Source organism: Listeria goaensis (genome assembly GCF_900186125.1).
GTDB classification, from domain to species: Bacteria; Bacillota; Bacilli; order Lactobacillales; family Listeriaceae; genus Listeria; species Listeria goaensis.
In genome coordinates, this window is record NZ_FYBQ01000005.1 from 120,075 (window position 1) to 136,812 (window position 16,738).

General features: G+C 40.2%; 16 protein-coding genes. 3 read left to right on the forward strand and 13 right to left on the reverse strand.

The features are described from left to right. Positions 1 to 76 precede the first annotated feature (76 nt). From CFT42_RS07930 to pyrH, 7 genes are all read right to left on the reverse strand, one after another. Positions 77 to 1,783, reverse strand: coding sequence for a proline--tRNA ligase (locus tag CFT42_RS07930; protein WP_088809900.1), 1,707 nt, complete (start codon positions 1,781 to 1,783; stop codon positions 77 to 79). 47 nt (positions 1,784 to 1,830) lie between these two features. Then, the gene (gene rseP / locus CFT42_RS07935; protein ID WP_088809899.1) at positions 1,831 to 3,093 is read right to left on the reverse strand and encodes an RIP metalloprotease RseP; all 1,263 of its coding nucleotides are present in this window, start codon (positions 3,091 to 3,093) and stop codon (positions 1,831 to 1,833) included. An 18-nt stretch (positions 3,094 to 3,111) separates the two neighbouring features. After that, positions 3,112 to 4,254: a 1-deoxy-D-xylulose-5-phosphate reductoisomerase gene (dxr, locus tag CFT42_RS07940; protein WP_088809898.1), complete on the reverse strand. Its 1,143-nt coding sequence runs from the start codon at positions 4,252 to 4,254 to the stop codon at positions 3,112 to 3,114. Positions 4,255 to 4,268: 14 nt separating this feature from the next. Continuing rightward, a complete protein-coding gene (locus tag CFT42_RS07945) occupies positions 4,269 to 5,057 on the reverse strand; it encodes a phosphatidate cytidylyltransferase (protein ID WP_088809897.1) in 789 nt (262 codons plus the stop codon). A 14-nt stretch (positions 5,058 to 5,071) separates the two neighbouring features. Beyond that, positions 5,072 to 5,830, reverse strand: a complete 759-nt coding sequence (locus CFT42_RS07950) for an isoprenyl transferase (protein WP_088809896.1) — start codon at positions 5,828 to 5,830, stop codon at positions 5,072 to 5,074. Between the two features lie 184 nt (positions 5,831 to 6,014). Continuing rightward, on the reverse strand, positions 6,015 to 6,572 hold the full coding sequence (gene frr, locus CFT42_RS07955; protein ID WP_088809895.1) for a ribosome recycling factor: 558 nt from the start codon (positions 6,570 to 6,572) through the stop codon (positions 6,015 to 6,017). Next, complete coding sequence (gene pyrH / locus CFT42_RS07960; RefSeq protein ID WP_088815878.1) at positions 6,573 to 7,301, reverse strand: UMP kinase; 729 nt, start codon at positions 7,299 to 7,301, stop codon at positions 6,573 to 6,575. Positions 7,302 to 7,507: 206 nt separating this feature from the next. Here pyrH and CFT42_RS07965 point away from each other — a divergent pair, with 206 nt between their 5' ends. Beyond that, entirely contained in the window at positions 7,508 to 7,942 is a 435-nt protein-coding gene (locus tag CFT42_RS07965) for a VOC family protein (protein ID WP_244169946.1), read from the forward strand. A 37-nt stretch (positions 7,943 to 7,979) separates the two neighbouring features. On the opposite strand, the gene CFT42_RS07970 is transcribed toward CFT42_RS07965, so the two are convergent. Next, entirely contained in the window at positions 7,980 to 8,510 is a 531-nt protein-coding gene (locus CFT42_RS07970) for a VanZ family protein (RefSeq protein WP_088809892.1), read from the reverse strand. Positions 8,511 to 8,751: 241 nt separating this feature from the next. Here CFT42_RS07970 and CFT42_RS07975 point away from each other — a divergent pair, with 241 nt between their 5' ends. Together CFT42_RS07975 and CFT42_RS07980 are read left to right on the forward strand one after the other, a co-directional pair. After that, positions 8,752 to 9,147 carry a helix-turn-helix domain-containing protein gene (locus CFT42_RS07975; RefSeq protein ID WP_088809891.1) on the forward strand — a complete coding sequence of 132 codons (396 nt, stop codon included), beginning with the start codon at positions 8,752 to 8,754 and terminating at the stop codon, positions 9,145 to 9,147. Between the two features lie 38 nt (positions 9,148 to 9,185). Continuing rightward, positions 9,186 to 9,932: a hypothetical protein gene (locus tag CFT42_RS07980; RefSeq protein ID WP_088815879.1), complete on the forward strand. Its 747-nt coding sequence runs from the start codon at positions 9,186 to 9,188 to the stop codon at positions 9,930 to 9,932. 63 nt (positions 9,933 to 9,995) lie between these two features. On the opposite strand, the gene tsf is transcribed toward CFT42_RS07980, so the two are convergent. The 5 genes from tsf to leuS all read right to left on the reverse strand — a co-directional run bounded on the left by tsf (position 9,996) and on the right by leuS (position 16,242). Next, positions 9,996 to 10,883, reverse strand: coding sequence for a translation elongation factor Ts (gene tsf, locus CFT42_RS07985; protein ID WP_088809889.1), 888 nt, complete (start codon positions 10,881 to 10,883; stop codon positions 9,996 to 9,998). An 81-nt stretch (positions 10,884 to 10,964) separates the two neighbouring features. Next, positions 10,965 to 11,723 carry a 30S ribosomal protein S2 gene (gene rpsB / locus CFT42_RS07990; RefSeq protein WP_088809888.1) on the reverse strand — a complete coding sequence of 253 codons (759 nt, stop codon included), beginning with the start codon at positions 11,721 to 11,723 and terminating at the stop codon, positions 10,965 to 10,967. 161 nt (positions 11,724 to 11,884) lie between these two features. Next, positions 11,885 to 12,601, reverse strand: coding sequence for a nicotinamide riboside transporter PnuC (gene pnuC / locus CFT42_RS07995; RefSeq protein ID WP_088809887.1), 717 nt, complete (start codon positions 12,599 to 12,601; stop codon positions 11,885 to 11,887). Beyond that, positions 12,598 to 13,683 (reverse strand): AAA family ATPase, encoded by a 1,086-nt coding sequence (locus CFT42_RS08000; protein ID WP_088815880.1) that lies wholly within the window; start codon positions 13,681 to 13,683, stop codon positions 12,598 to 12,600. The genes pnuC and CFT42_RS08000 overlap by 4 nt, the downstream gene beginning before the upstream one ends. A gap of 147 nt (positions 13,684 to 13,830) precedes the next feature. Continuing rightward, on the reverse strand, positions 13,831 to 16,242 hold the full coding sequence (gene leuS, locus CFT42_RS08005) for a leucine--tRNA ligase (protein WP_088815882.1): 2,412 nt from the start codon (positions 16,240 to 16,242) through the stop codon (positions 13,831 to 13,833). Between the last annotated feature and the right edge of the window lie 496 nt (positions 16,243 to 16,738).

Consider the following 16,738-nt stretch of genomic DNA (forward strand, 5'->3'; position numbering starts at 1 on the left):
ACTCCTTCCAGAAAACTTGAAAAGTACCTTACAAAAGCCAAGGTACTTTTCCGTCATCTCTATTGTACTAAAAAAATCAGTTTTCGCCAAAAAGAATTGGTAGCGTATTTAAAAGTTCATCTTGACGCACTTCAATCATTTCGCCCGTCTTCCGAATTTTCACTTCCACAATTTCTTCCGCCGCTTTCTTCCCAACCGTCACACGAATTGGTAAGCCAATCAAATCTGCATCCGCAAATTTCACGCCAGCGCGCTCAGTTCTATCATCAAGCAACACACTGTAGCCCGCTTCTTGCAGTTTCGCATAAAGCCCTTCCCCAAATTCGCGCTGCTCATCATTCTTCATGTTTACTGGAATCAGGTGAATATCAAACGGCGCAATTCCTTTTTCTAGGACTAAACCGTTCTCATCATGATGCTGTTCTGCTACCGCAGATAAAAGTCGCGATACGCCAATTCCGTAGCAGCCCATAATTAAAGGATTCGCACGACCGAATTCATCTAAAAATGTCGCATTCATCGCTTCACTATATTTTGTTCCCAATTTAAAAATGTGGCCTACTTCAATACCTTCAGCAAATTTAATAATGCCTTGACCGTCAGGCGATAAGTCCCCCGCTTGAATCATCCGAAGATCAAAATAACTGCTGACCGTAAAATCACGTTCTGGATTCACATTTATATAATGGTAGTCATTTTCATTTGCCCCAGTTGCTGCATTCACAATATCTGCCACCGCATTGTCCGCATAAATCCGAATCGAATCCGGCACACCGACTGGCCCAAGAGACCCAAAATCCGCGCCAAGCAATTGAATCGCCACAGCAGGATCCGCAAGTTCAACACTTTTCGCATCAAGCGCATTTTTAATTTTAATATCATTCACTTCATGGTCGCCGCGAACGAGTACCATGATGATTTCGCCATCCACATCAAACAACATTGATTTCAACGTTTTTTCAATTGGAATTTCTAAAAACGAAACAATATCTTCAATGGTTCGTTTTTCAGGCGTCGCTACTTTTTCAAGTTCCGCTTCTTTTTCATGAGATTTTTTTTCCATGTGTAAAACGGGCGCCATTTCCGTATTTGCCGCATAATCGGAAGCATCGCTATATGCAATGGTATCCTCCCCAATTTCTGAAAGCACCATAAATTCTTTCGTGTCTTTCCCGCCAATCGCACCAGAATCTGCAATGACTGCACGGAAATCTAGTCCACAGCGCGTAAAAATGTTGCTGTAAGCTTGATACATCTTTTCATACGTTTCGTCCAAGCTTTCTTGTGTGGCGTGGAACGAATAAGCATCTTTCATGATGAATTCTCGACCACGAAGCAACCCAAAACGTGGACGTTTTTCATCCCTAAATTTCGTTTGAATTTGGTAAAGTGTAATAGGTAAACGCTTGTATGAACTCAGTTCATCACGAACGAGTGACGTAATTACTTCTTCATGCGTTGGCCCAAGCGCAAAGTCGCGCGCGTTACGGTCTTTAAGACGCATTAATTCAGGACCGTAGTCGCTGTAACGCCCGGATTCTTTCCAAAGTTCAGCGGGTTGTAAAGCTGGCATCAAAAGTTCAGATGCTCCCACGCGATTTAATTCTTCGCGAATAATTTGTTCGATTTTTTTTAGTGTTAAGTGAGCAAGCGGTAAGTAGCTGTAAATCCCACTTGCAACTTGACGAATAAAACCTGCGCGGAGTAACAGCTTATGGCTCATTACTTCTGCATCAGCAGGTGTTTCCTTTAAAGTTGGAATAAATGTCATTGTCTGACGCATGAAAAACACTCCCTAATTTTTAAAATCAATCCCTTTGTAACATCGTCTTAGAAAAAGGCACGTTGGATGTCATTCCAAGTGACAAGTATCATCAGAACCATGAGTAGCGCGAATCCGATAAAGTGAATCATTCCTTCTTTTTTCGGATCCACTGGTTTTCTGCGAATAAGCTCATACGCAAAGAATAAAAGTCTTCCGCCATCTAGTGCTGGAAGCGGCAATAAGTTAACAATCCCCAAGTTAATACTAAGAACTGCCGTCCAGTTTAATAACGTTAAGAAGCCGTAACTAACAACTTGTTCCGTGCTCGTATAAATCCCGACTGGTCCGTTCAACATGTCAAGCGAGAAGCCACCCGTAATCATGTTGCCGAGCACTGCAAAGATTTGTGAAATCCAGTACCATGTTTGCGTAAACCCGTAACTGATTTTAGCGCCAAATGAATCGTCTGTCGGTGATCCGACGCCAATCTTCCCGACTTCCTTGCCTTGTTCTTTCACCGAGTCAGGCGTCACATGAATATCTTCTGTTTTTCCGTCGCGGTCTATTTTAAAGTCTAAATCCTTGCCCGGGTTTTCCGACACGATGGTCACAATATCAGCCCAGGAATCCGTTTGTTTACCGTTAATTGATTTGACTTCATCGCCTTGTTTTAAGCCAGCTGTTTGTGCGGGGCTATCCGGCATTACTTTTCCAAGTTCGCTTTCATTTGTGACAACGCCGCCTTGTACAAAAGCAAGCACCGTAAAAATGAGAATCGCTAAAATGAAGTTAAATAATGGGCCGGCAAAAATTGTCGCTGCACGCTTTCCGAGCGATTTCGAGCCGAAAGAGCGGTCATACGGGACAATTTGCGTTTCAATTTTTCCGTCAATAATAATCGCATCTTTTGCGACTTCATAACGGACTTTTTTCGTTTCGTCAAAATCTTCAAAGCCTTCGATGAATAAATCTTTTTCGAGATCTGCATTTGAGACTTCAAGCGGTTGGGCGTTGACATACTGGTCTTTCCCATTTACGATAATTTTTTCGACCTTTTCATCCTCAGAAAGCTCTAAACCAATGCGAAAACCCGGTTTGAGCGAAATCTCTTCGCCGTCCTCCCCGGCCATGCGTACGTAACCGCCAATGGGAAGTAAACGAATCGTGTATTGTGTTTCTTTCTTTTTATAAGCAAATATTTTGGGGCCAAAACCAATGGAAAAATCTTTTACCATTATTCCTGAACGTTTGGCTAATAAAAAGTGTCCTAATTCATGAAAAAAGACAATTAACCCAAAAACAAATATAAATGCAATGATGGTTGTCAAATTCGTTTCACCTCTATCCTATAAAAGTGTTTTCACGTATGCACGTGTTTCTTGATCTACTTGCAGGATTGTGTCGAGTGACGGATCTTGAATCGCATTATGGTTATGCATCGCGTTCTCAACAACTGCTTCAATTCCTTGGAAGGCGACTTGCCCATTTAAAAACCCTGCCACAGCAATTTCGTTCGCTGCATTTAAAACCGTTGGCATCGTCCCACCTATTTTACCAGCTTGAAATGCTAATTTCAATGCCATGAAGCGGTCAAAATCGACTTTTTCAAAATGAAGCGCCCCGTATTTTGTAATGTCAAACGGTTCACTGAACGAAATCGATGCGCGCTCTGGATACGTTAAAGCGTACTGAATGGGAATGCGCATATCAGGTGTTCCGAGTTGGGCAATTAAACTGCCATCAACAAATTCTACCATCGAGTGCACAACACTTTCACGATGAATGACGACTTCAATATCATCGTAGTCCATGTCATACAACCAATGCGCTTCAATGACTTCAAGTCCTTTGTTGAACATCGTTGCCGAATCAATTGTGAGTTTATTTCCCATGTTCCAGTTCGGATGATTGAGCGCTTCTTTGACTGTCACGTTTTTTAGCTCTTCACGTGTCTTGTCGCGAAAACTACCGCCGCTAGCTGTTAACACAATTTTAGCAACGTCTTTCTGGTTTTCGCCATTTAATGCCTGAAAAATAGCTGAATGTTCGCTATCAACAGGTAATAAGTTCACGTTATGCTTCGCTGCGGCCGCCATGACAAGATGCCCAGCCGTTACAAGTGTTTCTTTATTCGCAATTGCGATTTCTTTCCCCGCTTCAATCGCATCTAGTGTGGGGAGAAGCCCAACGCTACCAATTACTGCATTGACAACAACATCGCCTTCTGGGAAAGTCGCAATTTCTCTTAAACCAGCAATGCCGTACGAAAACTGAATGCTTGGAAATTCTGCTCGTAGCGTTTCAAGGTCACGTTTATTTTGTACGGAAACTTTTTGAGGCTGAAATTCCGTAATGATTTTCCGTCCCAGTTCCACATTTCTTCCAAATGAAAGCGAAACAATTTTAAATTTTTCGGGGTGCTCGCGAACAATTTCAAGTGTTTGTGTTCCAATTGATCCCGTTGCACCTAGTAAAATAATTTTTTTCATAGTCACATCTCCATTTAAATAATTTGAAGTATATGTAGAAGTGGCAATACAAAGAGCAGGCTATCAAAACGGTCTAAAATCCCGCCATGTCCTGGTAAAATTTTGCCGGAATCTTTCACGCCGTAATAACGTTTTAAGGCAGATTCAACAAGATCGCCTAGCTGTCCAAAAATGGATAGAACAACAAGCCCTACTAAAATAACGACCATGGAAAGTGGTAAATCGGCGAAATAATAAAAGCCGCCTGCAATGACTAATGCGCAAATAATACCGCCTATAAAGCCTTCAACCGTTTTATTCGGACTAACATGCGGCGCTAGTTTATGTTTCCCAAATTGCCGCCCGATGAAATACGCACCTGTATCAGTCGACCAAACGATGAGTAATGCGAAAATGACATAGTATAAACCCGCGTCACGCGTCAAAGATAAATAGTGAAAGCCAAATCCAACGTAAATCGCTGAAAGTAGCGCCACTCCCGCTTGATCAAAATGGAACTTATTCCGCGAAAATACCGTATAAGCTAATAAAATTGCAATTCCAATGAAAAGAAGTTCCATTTTTGAAAGACCTATTTCTTCAAAAAAAGTTAAATAACGGTCTGGAACAGTCACAATCCATGTCAGTAAAATCGTGATAATCCCGCTCACAGAAAAAACAGGTTGTTTTACCATGACTAAAATTTCATATACAGCAATTGTCGCTAACAACAAACTCATTAGCTCAAAAGGAATCCCCCCGATGATTACAAACGGAATAAAAACTATGAGCGCCACAATTGCCGTAATTATTCTTGTCTTCACTTATCTTGTCCTCCCTACAGACCTCCGTACCGGCGTGACCGATTTTGATAATCAATCATCGCTTGAAGGAAATCTTCTTCTTTAAAATCAGGCCAATGAACTTCCGTAAAATAAAATTCGCTATAAGCAAGTTGCCAAAGCATAAAATTACTAAGTCGAAGTTCGCCACTTGTTCGTATCAATAAATCCGGATCGCCTAGTCCCCGGCTCATCAAATGATTATCAATATCCGCCTCTGTAATATCAGCCGGATTTTCACCTGCTGCTACTAGCTCTGCAATGGCTGCCTTTGTCGCCGATATAATTTCCGCTCTTCCCCCGTAATTGAGCGCAAAATTAAGCACAAGCCCTGTACAGTGTTTCGTCGCTTCGATAGCTCCTTCAACTGATTTAAGCGTATGAGCTGGTAAGTTTTCCCGGTAGCCCATAATATTTACGCGGACATTTTCTTCTACCAGTTCAGGTACAAACGTATCAAAAAACTCCACTGGTAACTTCATTAAAAAATCCACTTCATCTGTTGGTCTTTTCCAATTTTCAGTTGAAAACGCATATAATGTCAACACGTCAATGCCAAGACTGCTCGCATATTTCGTGATTTTCTTAACGACATTCATACCTTCCTTATGACCAGCTATACGTGGTAAAAAACGTCTCTTTGCCCATCTTCCGTTGCCATCCATAATGATTGCTACATGCTTTGGAAGAGGAATTTCTGTTGAAAGCTCGCTATCTATAAAATTTTCGTTTTGTCCAAATAGCTTCTTAAACATTTTAAATCCTCCAATAGAGATGCCATTTTTATGCGCATATCTATACTTATAATATCAAAAATCTCGCCATTTATGTACTAAAATTTTCATGTGGAACATGAGATTTTCATGAGAATAAATAATAAGAAAAAGCATTCCTCCCCTTCTCAAATTAGAAGAAAAGGAACGCTTTCCACTCTCAACATTACACTTCTAAGATTTCAGCTTCTTTGTTTTTCGCAATTTCATCGATATTTTTAATGCTTGCATCCGTTAGTTTTTGTACATCTTCTGTGTAACCACGCAAGTCATCTTCTGTAATATCGCCAGCTTTTTCAATTTTTTTAAGCTCATCATTTGCATCGCGGCGAACATTTCTTACAGCTACTTTTGCTTCTTCTGCTTCTTTTTTCACTTCTTTTGCGAGCTCACGGCGGCGTTCTTCCGTCAATTGCGGAATCGTCAAACGCAACACGGATCCGTCATTGTTTGGCGTTAAACCTAAGTCGGATTTTAAAAGTGCTTTTTCGATGTCACCAATGATATTTTTATCGAAAGGTGTAATCAAAAGCATGCGCGCTTCTGGAACGGAGATACTAGCCATTTGATTAAGTGGAGTCGGCGCCCCGTAATATTCAACTTGAACACGATCCAAAATTGAAGCATTCGCGCGACCAGCGCGGATTTGTCCAAGTGTACGTACTAAAGCTTGTTCTGCTTTTTCCATTTTTTCTTTTGAATTTTGCAAGACTTCTTTACTCATTTAGTTTTTCCCCCTAACAGTTGTCCCGATTTTTTCACCGAGAATAACTCGCTTAATATTATTTTCATCTTCCGCAAACGAGAATACGATTAACGGAATATCGTTATCCATACTTAACGATGAGGCTGTGGAGTCCATCACTTGCAGGCCTTCTTTAATAACGTCTAAGTAAGAAAGTTCGTCATATTTTTTCGCTGTTTCATCGACTTTTGGATCCGCGCTATACACGCCATCGACATTGTTTTTCGCCATTAAAATGACATCCGCTTCAATTTCAGCTGCACGAAGAGCCGCTGTTGTATCTGTAGAGAAGTACGGGTTTCCAGTTCCGCCAGCGAAAATGACAACGCGCCCTTTTTCAAGGTGACGAATCGCTTTACGACGAATGTATGGTTCAGCAATTTGACGCATATCAATCGAAGTTTGTACGCGTGTTGCCACACCAACGTTTTCTAAAGAATCTTGTAAGGAAAGAGAATTCATGACAGTCGCAAGCATGCCCATATAATCAGCTGCCGCACGGTCCATGCCCATCTCACTCCCAAGTTTCCCGCGCCAAATATTTCCACCACCAACAACGATGGCCACTTCGACACCTATCTCTACTACTTCTTTTACTTGTTTAGAAATCGCATTAACAACGTTTGGCTTAATCCCAAATCCGTCTGTTCCAGCTAATGCTTCACCACTTAGTTTTAGTACTACACGTTTATATTCTGGGGTATCCATAAAAACCTCCGCTATTCATTCTATTTCGAGATAAGTTGTTTCTTTATCCACCATCATCTATTTTACTAGAAAACCCGTCATTACAAAAGCTTTTTTATATAAAAATAGAAAAAATGTTTGCGCTTTGCCTTTTTGTGTAATTTGGAGCGTTTTTATTCTCCTAATTTTCAAAAAACGTGCTATACTAAGAGCAAATAAAAGGAGGAATGATGATGGTTTGGACTGTACCCTATTTAATTTTCGATGGCACGGCAAATGACGTCTTAGAATACTATAAAGATGTTTTTGAAGCTGATAACAGCGGCGTTCAGCGTTATGGCGATATGGAAGATTTCTCTGGCACCGATTTATCCGCCAAACGATTAATTCACGGCTGGCTGGCAAAGGACGGTGTGGATTTCTTACTTTTTTCTGACGCACCCGAGGGCATGCCACTTGCTGAAGGTGATACTGTAACCATCGCCTTCATGTTCCAAGACGAAGCTTCTTTAAAAAGAGCGTATGACAAACTAAAAAGTGAAGCCAAAGATATCCACATGGAACTCCAAGAAACTTTTTGGGGCGCGATTTACGCGAATCTAACGGACAAATACGGTGTTCACTGGCAACTTAATTATCAAAAAGAAACATTACCAAGGTAAAAAACTAGGCAGGTCACTTTAAAGCGACCTGCCTTCTTTAATCAAAAATTGCTGGCATTTTCTCAGTATCCCCGCGAAACAATTTAAGTAGCACAAATTTTAACCCCTTGAATAAAGCATAACCTATCATACTTCCTAAAAAATTAAAGATAATATCATCTATATCAGCAATCCGATACCCTATTAAAAACTGTGTTACTTCTATTAAAAGTGTAAAAGTAAATCCTACTATCATCATTCTTTTCCAAGACATTCGTAATAAAAATGGTAATCCAAATCCAAACGGTATCGTTAAAAGTGTATTTAATAAATAGCCTTTTGGATCGATACTTACGAAAGGTACTAAAGACACGCCTTGCCAAATAGATAGATTCTGTTCTGCCCTGTCAATAAAGTAAAGCGGAAATTGTGTAATCCGAATCACTTCGGTTATGTAAAGATAAAAAATAGAGTAACATAATAGAAATCCCCAGCTTTTTTTCCAACATAGCTTTAAAATTATAATTGATACCATATAAATACAAAAAAAGGTAAGATATGTCCCCAACTCTTCAAAATAAATCCCCAATTGTCCTCTTTCTCCAGTCCTCTAATCTAAGCTGTTTTTATTGTTCCATTATAGCACAAAAACACGCTGCTGCTTTCAAATCATTTGATAAATCCTGTCTGCTATTCTTTATTTCTCAATCGCAAAAGTCACAAAATGTGTACCAAGTTAGAAGGGTAGTACACTTTTCGCGAAATTAATCTTGAGTAGATTATTTGTGTAGTATAATAGCTATTATCACGAATGAATCGAGGTCGATTAGATGTTAAAAAATCGATTAAAAAACTTAAGAGAAAAAAATAACTTACTACAAAAAGACGTTGCGAGAAAAATAGATGTTGGTCGCACAACTTATGCTATGTATGAGCAAGGGAACCGAGAACCTGATTTAGCAACACTCAACAAGATTGCCAAGTCATATGATGTATCCATTGATTACTTGGTAGGTAACACAGACAATGAAGACGGATACCTCAACTCCCCTGAATACATAGCTTTTGAAAATAATCCTGAATTAGCTGCATTTTGGAGAGAACTTCCTGAATCAGAGGAAGAACGAGTCCAACAACTTTATGAGATGTGGAAAATCATTAGTAATCCAAGTTATTTTCAACACAAAAGTTCAAAATATAACTCATCAATTGATGTTAACGCATAAGCGCTAATATAAAAACACAAAAAGGAGAGAACATATTTATGGTAGGAGTTTCAATTTTAATGCTTGTTTTAGGTTTTATCGGTCTAGTTGTGGGCATTATTCTAATCATCAACAAGAAAACTAGAAAAGCAGGTGTTATAACTACTATTTCATCTATTGCATGTGGGATAGTATTTTCAATCGTGTTTGTCGTGGGCATAGTCAATGAGGGAGCAAAGGCGGTAAATGAAGCTGCCTCTACTAACTCTACTTCCACTAACTCAAGCGATGATTCGGCAGACACTTCCTTAGAAGACGAATCAACTGAAGAATACACTGACACTGAGTCAGAAGAAGGATCTAGAGCTAACCCTACTCCTTTAAATTCGACATTATCACTTAGCGGTTCAATGATGGATGTGGATACTTATGATAACTTTAAAGCAAATATGGATATTACGATTACTGAAACAATACGAGGAAATGAGGCCGCACAAATAATTCAAGCTGAAAATCAATTTAATGAGCCTGCCCCTGATGGAAAAGAATACATTTTAAATAAAGTCAAAGTTAAGGCATATGGCATCGCTTCACCAGAAAATAAATTTATGATTAATGATATGGAATTTGAATATCTTTCATCAACAGGAACGCTTTATGACGGAGAAAGTGTTGTTATTCCCAATGAATTATCAGCTACATTATATAATGAAGGAACAGCAGAAGGATATATTCAAGGAACGATTAATAAAGATGATGCGGCGCCGCTTATAAAGTACGAGAATTTTTATTTTAGCACTAAATAATTAATAACATAAAAACCCCTGTTATTCTAAATGAATAACAGGGGTTTAAACTTATATTTACAATTAGTCTTTCTTCACTTGATTCATAACTTCTTCAACAAAGTTATCTTCTTTTTTCTCTAAGCCTTCGCCGACTTCAAAGCGTACGAATGATGCAACAGTTGCACCGTTTTGTTTCACATATTCGCCAACTGTGATGTCAGGATTTTTAACGAAAGGTTGGTCTAAAAGGGAGATTTCACTCAACCATTTTGTTAAGCGACCTTCCACCATTTTTTCAACGATTTTTTCAGGTTTACCTTCGTTTAAAGCTTGTTGTGTTAAAATTTCTTTTTCGTGTGCGATTTCAGCAGCGTCTACATCGTCACGAGAAATGTACTTCGGATTAATAGCGGCAATGTGCATCGCAACATCTTTTGCTACTTCTTCCTTGTCAGTACCTTCAAGTAAAGTTAAAACGCCGATACGTCCACCCATGTGAATGTATTCGCCGAACGCATGGTTATCAGCTTTTTCCTTGATTTCAAAACGACGAAGTGAAATTTTTTCACCGATTTTTGTAATTTGTTCAGTGATGTAATCTTGAACTGTTACGCCGCTTTCGATTTCAGTTTTTAAAGCGTCATCTAAGTTATCTGGTTTAACAGCTAACAAATGATTCGCTAATTTATCTACTAATGCGATGAAGTTATCGTTTTTAGCAACAAAGTCAGTTTCAGCGTTTACTTCTAAAACAACAGCATGTTTCTCGTTACTTACAACGTGAGTCATACCTTCAGAAGCAATACGGTCACCTTTTTTAGCCGCTTTCGCGATTCCTTTTTCACGAAGATAGTCGATTGCTTTATCCATATCGCCATCAGTTTCTACTAACGCTTTTTTACAGTCCATCATACCTGCGCCAGTTTTTTCACGTAATTCTTTTACCATTTGAGCAGTAATGTTTGCCATTTTATTTTCCCTCCAATAGTTAACTTTTAAAAAAGGTGATAAGTTAAATCTCTTATCACCTCAGAAATGTTTCATCAAAAATTAAGCTTCAGTAGACTCTTCCGCTTTCACTTCTTCAGTAGATTGTACTTCTTCTACAGGAGCTTCAACGTTTTCTTCGCCTTGGTTGACTTCGATGATAGCATCAGCCATTTTAGCAGTTAATAGTTTAACCGCACGAATCGCGTCATCGTTTGCAGGGATTACATAATCAATTTCATCAGGATCACAGTTAGTATCTACAATACCGATGATAGGAATATTTAATTTACGAGCTTCTGCTACTGCGATACGCTCTTTACGAGGGTCAACGATGAACATTGCATCAGGAAGACCTTTCATATCTTTAATACCGCCTAAGAAGCGCTCTAATTTTTCTTTTTCTTTTTTCAGAAGGACAACTTCTTTCTTAGGTAAAACTTCGAAAGTGCCATCTTCTTCCATTTTTTCGATTTTTTTAAGGTGTTTAATACGCTTTTGAATCGTTTCAAAGTTTGTAAGTGTTCCACCTAACCAACGATGGTTTACAAAGTATTGACCAGAACGTTCCGCTTCTTCTTTAACAGAATCTTGCGCTTGTTTTTTAGTACCAACGAAAAGGATAGTACCTCCGTCAGCAGCAACTTCACGCATGAAGTTGAAAGCTTCGTCAACTTTTTTAACCGTTTTTTGTAAATCGATAATGTAAATTCCGTTACGTTCCGTGAAGATATATTTCTTCATTTTCGGGTTCCAACGGCGTGTTTGGTGTCCAAAGTGTACACCAGCTTCTAATAATTGTTTCATTGAAATAACAGGCATGTTATTCCCTCCTATGGTTTTATTTTTGCGACAAGTCGCCCTCCGCAATCGGTCAACCAAATGAAAGACTTGAAAAATCAAGCACCTTCTCATTTGTCACGTTGCGTGTGTGATTTAACACCGTTTATTACTATACCACAAATTGATGCTATTAGTCAATATCATTCCTTATTACTCCGTACCATTTTCGTCCAGTTATACCAGCTATAAACCGAGTTGAACAAATACATGATATACATGACGAGCACGGACATGTTTGTTTCACCTGAATGCGACAGCATCAGCACCCATAATGTAATCGTTAAAATATTTACCACAATCCATAAAAGCCATTGTTCACGAAAACGCAAAATCATTAGGATTTGCGCCACTACAGAAATTATCGTGGTCGCTCCGTCCCAACCGGGCAGGGCGCTTCCGATGCTTCGCAAGTAAATACTGTACAGGATGGTTAAAACAGCCACTAAGACGATACAGATTAGCCACTGGACTAGGGTTAAAGATTTCGCCTCAACTTCTTTTACTTTTGCCTTATTAATTGCATGTTTAGCCGAGTAGTGTCTTTTCCACATGATGAATCCGACAATTTGGACTGGAAGATATAAAATGAGTTGCAGCTGCACTTCGCCGTATAATTTGAACGTGTAGGAAACCCAGGCGTAAGCGAGAACATTAATGAGTCCGAAGAAATAATTGCTTATTTTTCCTTTTCCAACAAAAACAACGCAAAGTATCCCGCTTATCCCAGCGATTAAGCCGATAACGGAATCTGGGTATAAGATGTATACCACAATTTGTACGGCAAGAAAAATCGTAATCCATATTTTTTCAAAAGTTGTCCAGCCGTAAAACAACTCCTTTTTTAAAGCTTCAATCATGCAAATTCTCCTTCTGGCTCAATCAAGTTGTCAATTAGCTTGATTGCCGCTTGATACTGTTCATAAAAACTACCTTCTAAAACCGCTACTTTGTCAGAAAGGTTATATTCGGTTAGCGTGTTTAAAAAGTTTTGATGCATTCTTTCGCGTGTGGCATCATCGCTGTAACTCATGTCGCGGAAACCATCATCTACATATCTCGTTGCAGGTGGCAACGTAATAATTAAGTCCCACTCCTGTTTCTCAATATAATGTTTAAACACAACGCGCGCATTCTCCACTTCTTCTTCTGTGCAATAATATTGAATGTAGTTTAGCGTGGTCATCGTGTCGGTATCCGCAATAAACACGCCACTGTTCGCTGGGCTATGTATATGTTTTTTATTATTTTCAAATTGCCCAATTCCAATGTTTAGAAGATCTCTAAAACTTAATTCGTCATCGCGAACATTGTAAGTTTCTTCATATTCGCGCGCGTACTCTAATGAGAAAGACGTTGCATAATGCCGAGCCAAATCACGCGTTAAGGTCGTTTTCCCTGTTGAGGCAGTCCCGTAAATTAGCACCTTTTTAACATAAAATTTTCGAAAAGGTTTCATGATGTAGTCCCAATATTTGACCGGATTTTCGCGACATAAAGTGCCGGAAAGCCCTGTTTCCTTGCGTTCCAGAAACGTTATCACATCTTCTCTAGCTACCCGCTTTTGGAGTTCTTGCTGATATTCTGGTTCCCCTACATAATAGTTTCGCGGGCTATTTGTGAGTAGCTCTTTTGCCAGTATTGTTTGCAAGAGCGCCCACCACTCTTCCCAACCATTCACATCAGCGGAAATATACGCCGGAATATCCTTTTCATCTAGTTTAATAACTTGTACCATTTCGTCATCTTTAAATAGCTCTCTCATGGCTCTAAATCTATCGGTTAAACCCATGCCGCTACTGCCACCACGATCTCCGTCGTAGCCTGACACAACGACAACAACACCCTCCTCACATTCGCGTTTTGCACGAATGACTAGCTCATAATGCCCAATATGACAGGGGGCAAATGTGCCAAAATAAATACCGATTCCATTATGCATGTGTCCACCTTCTTTTGCTGATTTATTTTTTATGTTTATTCATAATAGTAGCGAACTCGTATAGGAAAGTAAATAGCCGATTCCAACTGTTCGTAAAAAAATACTTGTTTACACAAAAAAAGAAGGGGAAAACTCCCCTCCTCAGCATTAATTTGCTACAATATTGACCAACTTTCCAGGAACAGCAATCACTTTACGAATAGTTTTGCCCTCTAGTTCCGCTTGGATGCGTTCATGTTGTTTAGCAAATTCCTCTAATTCTTCTTTTGGCATTGCTTTTGCAACAATTGCTTTTGCTTTCACTTTGCCGTTCACTTGAAGCACAATTTCCACTTCGTCTTCAATTAGTTTTGACTCATCAAACGTTGGCCACACCGCGTATGCGATAGATTCGTTATGCCCAAGAATGGACCAAAGTTCTTCCCCTACGTGCGGTGCAATTGGGGCAAGGAGTTTTACGAAGCCTTCTGCATATTCTGTTGGCACCGTTTCTGCTTTATATGCTTCGTTCACAAAAATCATTAGCGCCGAAATACCGGTGTTAAAGCGCAGGTTTTCGTAATCATTCGTCACACTTTTCACCATTTGATGGTACGCACGTTCAAGCTTGCCATCGTTCGCTTTTGTCACTTTTGCTTGCAAATTGCCTGCGTCAGAAACAAAAAGTCGGTATGCCCGGTCGAGGAACTTCCGCGCACCTTCAAGCCCGTTTTCACTCCAAGCAATAGAAGCTTCAAGCGGTCCCATGAACATTTCATACAAGCGCAGCGTGTCCGCCCCGTATTTTTCAACGACTTCATCAGGATTTACAACATTGCCGCGAGATTTCGACATTTTCTCGTTGTTTTCGCCCAAAATCATTCCTTGGTTAAAAAGTTTTTGGAATGGCTCTTTCGTAGGAACAACCCCAATGTCATACAGGAATTTGTGCCAGAAGCGCGCGTATAGCAAGTGAAGAACGGCATGCTCTGCGCCGCCGATATATACATCAACGGGAAGCCACGCTTTTAGTTTTTCAGGGTCCGCGATTTTGTCCGCATTTTTCGGATCGATATAACGCAAGAAATACCAGCTGGAGCCAGCCCATTGCGGCATTGTATTCGTTTCACGACGCCCTTTCCGACCATTTTCATCGACCACATTTACCCAATCCGTCAGATTGGCAAGTGGTGATTCGCCTGTACCAGATGGCTTAATTTCTGTTGCTTTTGGCAAAAGAAGGGGCAATTCATTTTCAGGTACAAGTGTCGATTCGCCGTCTTCCCAGTGGATAACTGGAATTGGTTCGCCCCAATAACGCTGACGGCTAAAGAGCCAGTCGCGCAAACGATACGTTGTTTTTCTCGTACCCGAACCATCTGCCTCTAGCCAGTCACAAATTTTCGAAATAGCATCTGCTTGATTCAAACCGTTCAAGAAATCGGAGTTCACATGTTCACCGTCGCCGCTATAAGCCGCGTTTGAAACGTCGCCACCCTTCACAACTTCCACAATTGCAAGATTAAACTGCTTGGCAAATTCATGGTCGCGCTCATCATGCCCCGGAACCGCCATCACAGCACCCGTGCCGTATTGAATGAGCACGTAATCCGCAATCCAAATCGGCATTTTTGCGCCATTAACTGGATTTATCGCATACGCTCCTGTAAAGACACCTGTTTTTTCTTTGGCTAAATCCGTACGTTCTAGTTCACTTTTTAGTTCCACCTTTTTGCGATACGAAATGACAGCCTCTTTCTGTTCGGGTGTCGTAATGACGTCTACCAAATCATGCTCAGGAGCAAGCACCGCATAAGTCGATCCAAAAAGTGTATCTGGACGTGTTGTAAAGACAGCAAATGATTGGTCCGTGCCATCAATCGCGAAATTAACTTCCGCACCAACCGATTTCCCAATCCAGTTGCGCTGCATGTCCTTAATGTTTTCCGGCCAGTCGACAAGCTCCAAGTCGTCTAGCAAGCGATCAGCATAAGCGGTAATTTTAAGCATCCACTGACGCATTGGTTTACGAAAGACTGGATGTCCGCCGCGTTCACTTTTTCCGTCAATGACTTCTTCATTCGCTAGCACCGTTCCAAGCGCCGGGCACCAGTTTACTGCCACTTCCGCTTCATATGCCAAGCCTTTTTCAAACAATTTTTCAAAAATCCACTGCGTCCATTTATAGTATTCTGGGTCTGTTGTATTAATTTCGCGTTCCCAGTCATAAGAAAAACCTAGCGATTTAATTTGACGCGTAAAGTTTTCAATATTGTGCGCTGTAAATTCAGCCGGGTCATTCCCCGTATCAATCGCATACTGTTCGGCGGGCAAACCAAACGCATCCCAGCCCATCGGATGAAGCACGTTGTAGCCTTGCGCCCGTTTCATGCGCGACAAAATATCCGTCGCCGTGTAACCTTCTGGGTGCCCAACATGCAGACCTGCTCCAGACGGGTATGGGAACATATCAAGCGCATAAAAGTTTTTCTTATTCGCATCTTCCGTCGTACGGAATGTTTTCTTTTCGTCCCAATATTTTTGCCATTTTGGTTCAACTACCTTGTGATTAAAACTCATTTTTTCTCCCTCTCTCTACCTATTTTTTGAGATGCACAAAATAAAAAGCCTTCCGCCCCAATAGCATACTTGCTATGGGACGAAAGACTATTGCTTCCGCGGTACCACCCAAATTAGTGACATTCACTCAACTTTATCATCCTTAACGCGGATAACGTGCGAATTTTTGTAAAGGCAAGTTCACCCGTCCTCTTGTTCAGCTCACACCAACCGCTGACTCTCTAAGCAAAAGAAACTTGGACTACTACTCCTTTTATCGCATCTCATTTTGAAGTTAGCTTCATTGTAGCTGATTTTCACGCTTTTGGCAAGGCTCCTTTTCAATCAAATTCTCTATCCTTCTTCATCAAAACAAGTAAGTCTGTATTAGCTAATCTCTTAATTTTACCCCAATACACAATCATAATTATCAATCCATATATAAAAATATCAACTGCAATAATACTTATTACAACGAAGCTTGGCACTACAAAAAGTGGTAATAGTGACAGCATAA